At 68.4% G+C, this 12257-nt stretch carries 2 protein-coding genes; both read right to left on the reverse strand.

The window, feature by feature from the left end; translation table 11 throughout:
- Window positions 1-11: 11 nt before the first annotated feature.
- Window positions 12-6077 (reverse strand): DNRLRE domain-containing protein, encoded by a 6066-nt coding sequence (locus ABD768_RS18005; RefSeq protein WP_344841912.1) that lies wholly within the window; start codon window positions 6075-6077, stop codon window positions 12-14.
- Window positions 6078-6185: 108 nt separating this feature from the next.
- Window positions 6186-12203: a DNRLRE domain-containing protein gene (locus ABD768_RS18010; protein WP_344841915.1), complete on the reverse strand. Its 6018-nt coding sequence runs from the start codon at window positions 12201-12203 to the stop codon at window positions 6186-6188.
- Window positions 12204-12257 lie beyond the last annotated feature (54 nt).

Genomic DNA, 12257 nt, shown 5'->3' on the forward strand with positions numbered 1-12257 from the left:
GAGCTCACGGCTTAGTGCCAGCCGCGGCTCGACGGCGACATCGGTCCCGGACCGGTCGGGGTGATCCACTTCTTGATCTTCGTCCAGACGTAGGTCTTGACGATGCCGAACGCACAGCCCTGTGCGCCCCAGCGGCCGACCTTGAGCGGCAGCCGCTTGTACTTGGCCCAGAAGGACTTCCGCGCCATCGACAGACCGGCGCCCTTGGCACAGGCCACCACGTACTTGTTCTTGACGACCTTGCGCCAGACCCAGCGGACGTACTTGTTCCGCTTGATCTTCTTCTTCAGTGCCTTCCACTTCTTCGCCGCCGCCTTGAGCAGGCACTTCTTGCTCCAGCACGGCCACTTGCCGTCCAGGTCGACCTTGTCGACCGGGTCCGCGCAGGTGTACTCGTAGGCGTTGCAGCCGCCGGCGTAGATCGGGTCGGTCTGCAGGAAGCGTCCGGTGGTCGGGTTGTAGAGCCGGACACCCATCAAGACGATCCCGGACGGCGCGTCGGCGGCCCGCTGCTGCGCGCCGAGCCAGCCGTAGCGCTGCTTGCCGACGGCCTCGGAGTCGCCGAGCCGGCCGTACTCGTCGGCCTGGCTGGTGCTGGACAGTCCTTCCTCTCCACTGTGGATGGTGGCCACGATGTCGCCGGACAGATCGGCGATCTGCCACTCCGGCGCGCCGGAGTCGCTGTCGACGATCGCGGTCATCCCGGCCAGCCCCGGGACGACCCGGGTGAACCGGCTGTCGCCTTCCTGGGTCCAGGCCGGCGAGTCCCCGTCCTCGTCGAAGTGGTTGACGTTCGTCACCACCTCGCCGGTCGAGTTGTCGGTCCAGGACCGGACCCGCTCGCCGGTGACGTCGATGGCGTAGTCCGTGGTGCGGCCGCCCTGGGTGATCGTGTCGACCAGGTCGTCCGCGTGGTAGGTGGCCGTGACGTTCCCGGCCGCGGGTGCTCCGGTGTCGATCGCCGGCACCGTCGTGGTCCGGCCCAGAGCGTCGTAGGCGTAGCCGGCCGTGGTGACCCGGTTCGCCGTGTCGTAGGTCCAGGTACGAGAGGTCGCCGGTGTCGTTGTCTGGCAACTGCCGTCGGCGGCCGGCCCGTACTCCGTACTGGTCGTCCGGTCGGTCGCACTGCTGAACCCGTAGGCCCGGGTCACGCACCGCTCACCGATGGTCTCCTGGACCGAGGTGACCCGGCCGGCCGCGTCCTGCTGGTAGAGCTGACTCGACAAGGTGGACACCCGTCGGGCCGTCTGGCCGTTGGCGGAACCGGTCACCGACTCACTGAACAACGTGCAGTCGCCGGCCGGACAGCCTGGCTTGCTGTAGGTGAGACCGGCCTGTTCGCCGGCTTCGTCGTACCTGGTGTCGACCTTGACCCCGTTCGGCCAGGTCTCGCTGACCAACTGCCCGTCGGCGTTGTGAGTACCCGTGTACGTACCGGTGTTGCTGTCGTTCACCGAGGTGAGCAGGCCGCGGTAGTCGTACCCGTAGATGCGGCTCGCCTTGCCGTCCGAGGTGGTGGCCGGGCGGCCCAGCAGGTCGTACGTCGTGGTGGACAGGTTGCCGTCGGCATCCTTGTAGGAGGTGATCCGGCCGAGGGTGTCGTAGGTCCGGACGACCTCGGCGGTGACGGTACCCCCGGTCACGGACTCCGTCCGGAGGATGTTGCCGGTGAGCGGGTCATAGACGGTGCGCTGGGTCGGTACCGCAGTACCGAGTCCTGCTGCCGCCACCACGGAGACCTCCAGGATCCGGCCCGCGGCGTCGAACTTCGTGGTGCTGGTCCGCAGTGTCCCGGCGCTGGTCTTCTCGATCAGCACCCGCTGCTGGTTGAACATGTCGTACGTCTGCACCTTGACCGGCAGCTCCGGGCCGGTGGCCGGCTGGCCGCCTGGCTGGAGGCGACAGGTCAGGTTGGCCCACTCCGGCCTCAGGTCGCATTCGCTGTAGCCGGATCCGGCAGTGGCCCGGTAGTAGATCGTCTTCTGGGTTGCCGGGGTGTTGGTGGTCGTTCCGCCCGCGACCTGGGTGGTCGAGGTCTCGAGACCGGTGACTGGGTCCAGGGTGGTCCGGACGGTCTGGCCGAGGCCACCGGGGTCAGTGGTCCGTACCGTCGGCATCCGCAGCGTCCAGTTGTAGCCGGTGGTGGTGACCCGGCGATCTGCCTCGACCGCGGTACCGTCCGCGCCCCAGAGCCGAACCTGCGACTCCGTGGTGGTGACCAGGTTGAACGGACCGCCGGTGGCGGGCGCGCCCTGGTCGTAGGTGTTGCGGACGAGTTGCCTGCCCCTGACCGTCGCGCCGGTGCTGAGACGGACCTCTGTCTCAGGTCCCAGCGTGCTCTCCAGCCGTTCTCCGTCCAGCGAGAAGTTGTTCACAGTGGAGTAGGCCTGCGCCAGGGTCTGCTCGGCGGCGTCGTTGTCCGACGCCGACTGGTTCAGGGCCCGGTTGCGGTTCTCCGCGGTCAGTGAGCGCACGGAGTTGCCGAAACCGTCGTACCAGTTGGTGGTGATGCTGCCGCCGGGTGAGGCGCCGTTGATCTCCCGGCCGTTCGCGTCCAGGTAAGTGACGGTCGCCCGCTCCCAGTTCGACGGCAGTGCACCCGTGGCGGGGTTGCCGTCAGGCACCTGGTCAGGCGGGAAGACGGCTGCGGCGTCAGTGGGAGCTTCAGGCTGCCCCCATCGCCTGGTCTGCGCCGGGGACAGGTCATACGGTGCACCTGCGCCGGACAACGGCACCTTGTAGACAACGGTTTCGACGGCAGTACCGGCAGCGAGGGCAGTGCGGGACACCTTGTGCAGGCGGCCGATGCCCGGGTCGTTCGGCACGGTGGTGTAGCTCAGCTGCCAAGGCTCCTGCCCGGCCGGCTTGACGGTCGACAGCACACCGTCGGCCTGGTAGGTGTACGTGTCACCGAGGTGGGTGCTGCCGGAGTCCAGCCGCGGGTCCCAGGCCGAACGCAGCCGGCCGGCGTTGTCGTAGCTGTACCGGCCGACCACGACCGTCCGCAGCGCCGGTGTGGCCAGGTCCGGATCCCATGCGGTGAAGGAGATCTCCTTGACCCGCCCGAGGTAGTCGCCTTCGGTGGTACCGGTCGCTGTGGTCGTCGTGGCGTAGGTGAAGTTCAGTGCCCGGCAGCCGCGGGCCATCGTCGCGCAGTTGACCCCGTCCGGAACCGGTGCCAGCATCCGGATCGGCCGCACGACCTCGACACCGCCGATCGTCACCTTCTCCCAGTTGTAGGTGGTGGTCTGGTTGCTGCCCGGCAGCGTGGTCGCCGTCGGGTAGTACTGGCCGGCAGTCGTGCCGGTGACCCGGCTGAAGGTCACCATCGAGCCCTGCTCGTCGGTGAGCTTGTACGAGTCGGTCGCGCTCGCATAGGTCAGCTTCAGGCTGGCCTGCCCCACCTCGGGGTCGAAGTTCACGCCGTCGCGGGCCGTGAAGCCCACGGTGTCGCCCTCCGGCGTGCCGACCTGGATCAGCGTCCCGAAGACGTCGAGGGAGGTGTACGGCGTCTGCGCCTCGTCCACGACGGCGCCGGAGATCCAGCCGGGGCCGAACATGTTGGAGGAGTCGTTGGCGGCCGACTGCCTGCTGTTGTAGGTCCGGCTGACGGTCAGGTCACTGCCGTAGGAGTCCACCGACACGTCGGTCTCCGACAGGCTGACGTTGCCGGTCAGCAGGTTGACCTCACCCGGGCCGATCTCTTCCGTGGCCGCCGTCGCGAGGTTGCGGTCGAAGGTGAGCTTCACGGCTCCCGACGAAGCCGCCATGCCACCGGTGAAGTTGCCCCGGATCTGGACGGGCCCGTCCCGCGGGATCGACTGGGCGTCGACCGCGGCCAAGGTGGCCTCCAGGTTCCAGTTCAGCTTCGGGAACTGCCCGTTGCCACTGGTCGGCAGCGGCCACGTCACGGCACCACCGCCGGCGGCGACCTGAACGTTGGCGGCCGGAATCGTCACCCAGGCGTCGGTGTCACCGCGACGCCACTGGTAGGTGACACCGGTGGCGGTACTGCGCCCCGTGCCGACGATCGCTGTCTTGGCCGCGCTCACGTCACCGTTCTTCGGCGAGATCACCGCTCCGCCACCGACAGCGAACTCGTACGCCGTCAGCGGCGACCGGTTGCCCGCCTTGTCCCTGGTCCGGACCCACAACGTGTGCGGTCCGTCCGCGGTCGGGGTGATGCTGACGCTGGTGGTCGCCCCCGGGGTGGCAGCGTTGACCGACTCGTTCGGCGGGTTGGTGTCGACGCCGTACTCGTAGGCCACCACGTCGCCGACACCTGCGGCGCCGAAGGTGAAGGTCCCGGCCGTACCGGCTGCACCTGACCACTGACCCACCGGGTAGGTCGTGGACGAGACGGTCGGCGCGCTTGCGGGCGCGACGGTGTCGACCGTGAATTCGCACCAGGCCGACCACGCGCCAGGCGTCGTACCGTCGGTGCCCCGCACTCGCCAGGCGTAGCTGCCGCCCTCGGCGATAGCGCCGCTGGGGATGGCTGTGCCCAGCCAGGCGCCGGATGCGCCGGGCCCTTCGGTGGCGGTGGTGGTGGCTCCGCCGATCGGCTGCCACTCGAAGGTGCCGTACACCGGGGCGCCGAGACCATCGCTGATCTGCGCACGCAACTGCGGCGTACGGGTAGAGATGTATGGACGGGCGGCACCGGTGCCGCAGACCGTGGCCGGGGCGGTGGCCTGCGCGGTCACCGCGGTCTTGGTCTGGTAGGTGACGGTCACCGACGGCGGATTGGCCGCGGCCTCACGGGACGCGAACCGCTTCCAGCCGGCACTGTTGGTGTCGCTGGCCGCCTTGATCCCGATGTTCGTCTTCGCCGCGTGGTTGGTCGCGGTGTACTGGAACGCGGCCGTGACCGGGATCGTCACCCAGCCGGCCCCGCAGGAGCTCGAGAAACCCTTCGTCTGGGTCGAGGTGCCGACCTTCTCCAGCTCGGCCGGCTGTGCTGTCCAGCGCACCGCGCTGGTGACGTCGGCGGTGCGCCACGCCTCCCAGCCGGCCGCCGCACACGAGTAGGAGTGGCTCTCCCACAGGTTCAGGGTGGCGGCCTGGATCTGCTTGTCCCACAGCCATTCCTGGTTGTCGAACCGCAGATACGACTTGGCCTTGTTGCCACCGCCGTCGTAGGTGCCGAGCTTCAGCTCGGTCGCCGCGGACTGGTCGCTCGTGTAGGTGTTCTGCACGAACGCGTCGAAGCTCGCACCCGAGCTCTGCGACGGGTCGATCGTGACTGGGTAGACCGTCTTCGGATCGTTCAGGAAGGCGGCATCCGGCGTGAGCACCAGGGCGTCCTTGGTCCGGCCGAGTCCGATCGAGGCACGGCGAGTGTGTTCGCCGGACGCCTTGTCGACGGTCGAGTCCCACATCAACAGTCCCTGGGCGTTGCCCTGCGCACCCTTGTACGGCATGCGGAGCTGCTTGACCTGGGCCGCAGCGGCCTTGCTCTTCACCAGCAGGTGCTGCTGATAGCCGGTCCGGGTGGCCTCGACGACGAGGTCTACACCAGGCTTCACGTTCCGGTACGTGGCAACGTTGCCCTCTAGTTCGGGGACCGGCAGGGGGCCGGACCAGCCGAGACTGGAACGCTTGCCAGTGGCGCCGAGCGCGGCCAAGTCATGGTCGCCCTTGCCTGCCGGACCGGACAACGTCAGTCCGTACGGATGGGCTCGGGGAGCGACCGAGCCGTCGGCCTGCTGGACCAGCGTCAGGTCGACATCGGTCCACTCCCCCTCCTCATCACGCATCCGGACCGGGCCGGCGGCGATGATCGCCTCGATCTGACCGGACGGCAGTGCGCGGTACTCGGTGGTCTCAGTGGTCTTGCCCGTGATCAGTACCGGCTTGCCCGTCGTCCTCGCGGTGACGATGGCTGATGCCTCGTCAGGACGCTCGAGCGGTAGATCTGCTGCAGCAGCGGGCTGTTCGGCCTCTACTGCCTCGGAGTCGGCGGGAACCTGCAGGACCGCGGCGACCAGCGCCAGACCGACGGTGACGCCGATCCAGCGGGCCGACCGCGGTCCTGGATAGGGACGGAGTAATCGGGACTTCGGGAAAGGGGGCATGGGCGGATGACCTCCTGAAGCGAATTGGTCTGCTCCAGCGTGAGGCCCTACCGCTCCCCCGGACAGGTCACTAGTGGACAACTTCCTCTACTGGCCATGGGGTAGGAGTTAGCGACTCCACAGCCACTTGCTGATCACCGAGCGGTAGCAGCCCTGCCAACCCCATCTCTTCCAGTTCATCTTGAAGCGCAGGCGGAAGCCGTACCGGCCCCTAGCTCCTCTGGTCGACGCCAGGCCGGTGGCACCTTGCACGCAGGCCTTGCCGTACTTCTTGCCGCGCCGGAGCTGCCGGTCCGTCCACTTCTTGAACTTCTTACCGGCGTGCATGATGAAGCAGTCGCCGCACCAACTCCACTTCGACCTCCGCTTGCCGATGCTGAAGCACCACTTCCGGAAACCCAGACAGGTGTATTGCCCGTTCAGGTCGGTCTTGTCGACCGGGTCCGCGCAGGTGTACTCGTAGGCGTTGCAGCTGCCGCCGTAGACCGGGTCGGTCTGCAGGAACCGCCCGGTGACCGGGTTGTAGAGGCGGACCCCCATGAGCACGATCCCGGACGGCGCGTCCGCGGCCCGCTGTTCGGCGCCCAGCCACCCGTACCGCTGTTTGCCGATCGCTTCGGAGTCGCTCAACCCGCCGTACTCCGTCGCTTCGCCCGTGGTCGACAGGCCCTGGTCACCGTCGTGGATGGTCGCGACGATGTCGCCGGACAGGTCGGAGATCTGCCACTCCGCTACGCCGCTGTCGCTGTCCAGTACGGCGCTCATGCCCTTCAGCCCGGCGATCACCCGGGTCCACCGGTCCGGGCCCTCCTGCGTCCAGGCGGGCGAATCGTCGTCGCCGTCGTAGTGGTTGACGTGCGACAGCACCTCACCGGTCGCGTTGTCGGTCCACGACCGAACCCGTTCGCCGGTGACGTCGATGCTGTAGTCGGTGGTCCGGCCGGCCTGGGTGATCGTGTCGACCAGGCTGTCCGCGTGGTACGTCGCCGTGAGGTCTCCACCGGCCGGATTGCCGGTGTCGCTGGCAGGAACCTTCGTGGTCCGCCCCAGGGCGTCGTACTCGTAGCCGGCCGTGGTGACCCGGTTCGCCGTGTCGTAGGTCCACGTCTTGCTTCCTGCGGCGGTCGTCGTCTGGCAAGTACCGTCAGCAGCAGGCCCGTACTCCGTACTGGTGGACCTGTTCGTCGCGACGCTCAGCGAGTAGGTCCGGGTCGTGCACCTCTCGCCTACCGTGTCCTGCACCGAGGAGACCCGTCCCGCCTGGTCGTGGGCGTAGACCTGCGTGGACAAGTTGCTGACCCGCTTCGCCGTCTGGCCGAGACCCGACCTGGTCAGCGACTCACGGAACAAGGTGCAGTCGCTCGCGGCGCAACCTGGCTTGCTGTAGGTGATTCCGGCTTCCTCGCCGGCCTCGTCGTACGAGGTGTCCACCTTGACGCCGTTCGGCCAGGTCTCGGTCACCAGCGTGCCGTCAGCGTTGTAGCCACCGCTGTACGTCCCGCTCTGACTGTCCGCGACCGTGCTGAGCAAGCCACGGAAGTCGTAGCCGTAGGTCCGGGTGGCCTTTCCATCGGCGCTGGTGGCCGCCCTGCTCAGCAGGTCGTACGTAGTGGTCGACAGGTTGCCGTCGGCATCCTTGTACGACGTGAGCCGGCCCAGCGTGTCGTAGGTGCGAACCACCTCGGCAGTGACCGAGCCGCCCACAACGGACTGCGTCCGAAGGTGCTCACCGGTCACTGCGTCGTACACGTTGCGCTGGACAGGCACCGCTGTACCGAGACCACTCACGCTGGTCTCCAGCACCCGCCCGGCCGCGTCGTACGTCGTCGTAGTGGTCCGCAGAGTCGCGGCACTGGTCTTCTCGGTCCGGACCCGCTCCTGGTTGTAGATGTCGTATGTCGTGACCACGGCGGGCAACTCCGGACCAGTGGCCGCTTGGCCGCCGGGCTGGAGGCGGCACGGCAGGTTGGCCCACTCCGGATGCAGGTCGCATTCGGAGAAGCCAGAGCCCGCAGTGGCCCGGTAGTAGATCGTCTTGCGGGTTGCCGGGGTGTTGGTGGTCGTTCCGCCGGCGGCCTGGGTGGTCGAGGTCTCCAGCCCGGTGACCGGGTCGAGCGTCGTACGGACCGTCTGGGCCAGTCCACCTGGGTCGGTGGTGGTCACTGTCGGCTGCCGGAGACTCCAGTTGTAAGCGATGGTCGCGACTCTGCGGTCGGCCTCGACCGTCGTGCCGCCGGCACCCCACACGCGGACCTGCGTCTCGTCCGTGGTCACCACGTTGTACGGGCCACCGCCGGCCGGGGCGCCCTGGTCGTACGTCTTCCGGTTGAGCTGACGGCCTCGGGTGGTCGTCCCGTTGGCGAGGCGGACCTCGGTTTCAGGCTTCAGCGTGGTTTCCAGCCGCACGCCGTCCAGCGAGTAGGTGTTGATCGTGGAGTAACTCTGGGCCAGGGTCTGCTCCGCGACGTCGTTGTCGGACGAGGACTGGTCCAAGGCCCGCTTGCGGTTCTCCGCGGTGAGCGTCCGGACCTCGTTGCCGAAGCCGTCGTACCAGGTCGCAGTGACATTGCCGCCGGGCTTGGCCTCGTTCACCTCGCGGCCGTTGGCATCGAGGTAGCTGACGGTGGCGCGCTCCCAGCTGGAACCGTTCGGGAGCTGGTCGGCCGGGAAGACGGCCGTGGCATCGGTCGGAGCCTCTACTTGCCCCCAGCGCTTGGTCTGCGTCGGCGAAAGGTCGTTGGGGGCACCGGATCCCGACAGTGGGACCTTGTAGACGACGGTCTCGACCGCAGTACCGGCGGCGAGCGCGGAGCGGCTCACCTTCTGCAGCCGCCCGGCCCCTGAGTCGCCCGCGACAGTGGTGTAGCTGAGCTGCCACGGCTCCTTCCCGGCCGGCTTGATGGCGGAGAGCACGCCATCGGACTGGTAGTCGTACGTGTCCTTGCCGCTGGTCCGTGGGTCCGCCGCCGACCGGAGCCGGCCAGTGTTGTCGTAGCTGTACCGGGCCATCGGGATCGTCCGCATGGCCGGTGTCGCCAGGTCAGGATCCCAAGCAGTGAAGGAGATCTCCTTCACCCGGCCCACGTAGTCGCCCCAGGCCGACTCCGTCGTACCGGTAGCCGTCGTCGCGGTGGCGTAGGTGAAGTTCAGTGCCCGGCAGCCACGGGTGACCGTAGTACAGCTGACGCCGTCGGGTACTGGCGCGAGGACCCGGGTCGGCCGCAGGACCTCGACACCTCCGACTGTCACCCGCTCCCAGACGAACGACGTGCTCTGATTGCTGCCCGGCATGGTGGTGACCGTCGGGACGTACTTGCCGGCCGCGGAGCCGGTGACCCGGCCGAACGTGACGACCGTGCCCTGGTCGTCGGTGAGCTTGTAGGTGTCGGTGCTGGAGGCGTAGGTCAGCTTGAGCGTCTCCTGACCGACCTCGGGATCGAAGTTGACGCCATCGCGGGCGGTGAAGCCCACTACGTCGCCATCCGGCGTACCGATCTGGCGGAGCGAGCCGTAGACGTCCAGGGAGGTGTACGGCGTCTCCGCTTCGTCGACGATCGCACTGGAGATCCAGCCGGGACCGAACATGCCCGAGCCGTCGGCCTTCGCGGACTGCCGGCTGTTGTACGTGCGGCCGACCGTCAGGTCGCTGCCGTAGGAGTCGACCGTGACGTCGGTGTCGGAGAGGCTGACGTTGCCGGTCAGCAGGTTGACCTCGCCGGGTCCGATCTCCTCCGCCGCCGCGCTGGCCAGGTTGCGGTCGAAAGTGAGCTTCACCGCTCCGGACGAGGCAGCCGTACCGCCGGTGAAGTTGCCGCGCAGCTGCAGCGGTCCGTCGCGCGGGATCGACTGTGCGTCCGCGGCCGCCAGGGTCGCCTCGATGTTCCAGTTCAGCTTCGGGAACTGGCCGTCGCCCGAGGTCGGGAGCGGCCAACTGACGGCACCGCCACCCGCGGCCAGTTGCACGTGGGCCGCAGGGATGTCCACCCAGGCGTCGGTGTCGCCGCGACGCCACTGGTAGGTCACTCCGGTGGCAGTGGAACGCGCGGCGCCGGTGATGGAGGTCTTGGCCGCGCTGATGTCACCAGCCTTGGGAGTGAGTACCGCGCCGCCGCCGACAGCGAACTGGTACGCGGTCAGCGGAGACCTGTTGCCTGCCCGGTCGCGAGTCCGTACCCAGAGGGTGTGCGGGCCGTCAGCTGTCGGGGTGATCGTGACAGAAGTCGTCGCTCCGGCGGTGGAGGCATTCACCACCTGGTCCGGCGGGTTGGTGTCGACGCCGTACTCGTAGGCCACGGCGTCACCGACTCCGGAGGCGCCGAAGGTGAAGGTGCCGGCTGTGCCCGCACCTCCCGACCACTGGCCGACCGGGTACGTCGTGGACGCGACGGTCGGTGCGGCCGTGGGTGCGATGGTGTCGACGGTGAACTCACACCAGGACGACCACGCGCCGGGCGTCGTACCGTCGGTGCCCTGGACGCGCCAGGCGTAGGTACCGCCCTCGGTGAGAGCGCCCTGGCCGATCGTGGTCGCCAGCCAGGAGCCGGAGGCGCCCGGGCCGACGTTCACGGTCGTGCTGGACCCGCTGATCGGCTTCCACTCGAAGGTGCCGTACACCTGGGCACCGAGTCCGTCGCTGATCTGGGCCCGCAACTGCGGGGTCACGCTGGACAGGTACGGACGGGCTGTGCCGGTCGCGCAGACGGTCTGTGGCGAGGTGGCCTGGGTGTTGACCGCGGTCTTGGTCTGATAGGTGATCGTCACCGACGGCGGGTTGGCCGCAGCCTCCCGGGAGGCGAACCGCTTCCAGCCGTTGTTGTCGGTCTCGCTGGCCGCCTGCAGCCCGATGGTGGTCTTGCTGAGCCGGTTGGTGGCGGTGTACTGGAAGGCAGCGGTGACCGGGATCGTCACCCAGCCGGCGCCACAGGAGGTGGAGAAACCCTTGGTCTGGGTGGAAGTACCGACCTTCTCGTACAGCGCCGGCTGTTTGGTCCAGCGGGCCGTGTTGTCGACGTCGGCCGTGCGCCAGGCTTCCCAGCCGGCCGCGGCGCAGGAGAACGAGTGGTGCTCCCAGAGGCTGAGCGTGGCCGCCTGGATCTGCTTGTCCCACAGCCAGTCCTGATTGTCGAACCGCAGATACGACCTCGCCTTGTTGCCGCCACCGTCGTACGTGCCCAGCTTCAGCTCGGTCGCGGCGGACTGGTCGGAGGTGTAGGTGTTCTGCACGAAGGCGTCGAAGTTGGCGCCCGTGGACTGGGACGGGTCGATGGTCACCGGGTAGACCGTCTTCGGGTCGTTCAGGAACGCGGCGCTCGGTGTGAGGACCAGGGCGTCCTTGGTCCGGCCGAGTCCGATCGGCGCACGGCGGGTGTGCTCGCCGGACGCCTTGTCGACGGTCGAGTCCCACATCAACAGTCCCTGCGCGTTGCCAGGCAGGCCTTTGGACGGCATCCGGAGCTGCTTCACCTGCGCCGCGGCGGCCCGGTTCTTCACCAGCAGATGCTGCTGATAACCCGTCCGGGTCACCGCGACGACCAGATCCACCCCGGGCTTGACCTCCCGGTACGTCGCAGTCGTGCCGGCCAGCTCCGGCGCCGGCAGCGGTCCGGCCCAGCCCAGCGACGACTGCTTGCCTGCGGCCCCCATCGTCACGAGCGGATGGTCACCCTTGCCCGCCACTGCGCCGGACAGGGTCAGATCCTGCGGATGGGCCAACGGCGCGACCGACCCGTCGGGCCGGCGAACCAGCGTCAGGTCGACGTCCATCCAGTCGCCGTCCTCGTCGAGCATCCGGACCGGGCCGGCCGCGACGGTCGCCTCGATCTTGCCCGACGGCAGCGCGCGGTACTGCGTCGTCTCGGTGGTCCGGCCGGAGATGATCACGGGTTCTCCGGTGATCCGGGCCGTCGTCATGGCCGAGGCTTCGTCGGTTCGTTCCAGCGGCGCCTTCGGGGTCTGGTCGGCGAAGGCCTGCGCGCTCGCCTCGGCGGCTGCTCTCATCGCCGCGTCGGCATCAGATGGCTGGACCAGGAACTCGACGACGAGCGCCAGCCCTAGCGCCGCGGCTGTCCAGCGTCCCGATCGAGGAGTTGGATAGCCGCGCAGTAGACGTGATCTTGGATAGGACATCGGGAACCTCCGGGGCGGCGGGGGGATGCTCGGCTCCAGCGTGAGCCTCCCGTC

It is taken from the genome of Kribbella ginsengisoli (assembly GCF_039537185.1).
Taxonomy (GTDB): domain Bacteria; phylum Actinomycetota; class Actinomycetes; order Propionibacteriales; family Kribbellaceae; genus Kribbella; species Kribbella koreensis.